At 54.2% G+C, this 518-nt stretch carries 1 protein-coding gene; it reads right to left on the minus strand.

Annotation, left to right across the window (positions count from 1 at the left end; translation table 11 throughout):
- A partial coding sequence (locus tag PKF00_RS44375) for an ABC transporter ATP-binding protein (protein ID WP_271223813.1) occupies window positions 1-518 on the minus strand: 518 nt, incomplete at both ends.

Raw genomic sequence — 518 nt, forward strand, 5'->3', positions numbered from 1 at the left:
CACGCCAGAGCGAGCCGTTGTTTGTGACCCAGCGGGATTATCCCGGCATTTTTTTCTTTGATCGATGTCAGATCGAAGGTTGCGACCATCTCATCGATAGCGTTCCGTCGAGACTGCCCTGTCAGGCCGTAGACACCGGCAAAGAATTCAAGGTTTTGGTGAACACTCAGATCGGCGTAGAGCGAAAACTTCTGGGCCATGTATCCCAAGCGCCCGCGAGCCTGGCTGGGTGATTGGCCCAAGTCATACCCTGCAATCGAGGCGTTACCTGAGGTTGGCTCCAGGAGTCCGCACATCATCTTAAACGTCGTGGACTTCCCGGCCCCATTGGGTCCAATCAATCCGTAAATTTCGCCCCGCTCTATTTCGAAGCTGATATCTTGTGCGGCCGCGAAGCTACCAAATTTCTTGGTCAGAGCGTTAGAGCGGATGACGACGCCGTTTTCTGGCCGGAGGATTTTCGAGAGCTTTCGAAACGGTGAGCGTGATTGCTTGGCACCACCCAGTCGATCCATGAA

Source organism: Streptosporangium carneum (assembly GCF_027922005.1).
GTDB lineage: Bacteria > Actinomycetota > Actinomycetes > Streptosporangiales > Streptosporangiaceae > Streptosporangium > Streptosporangium carneum.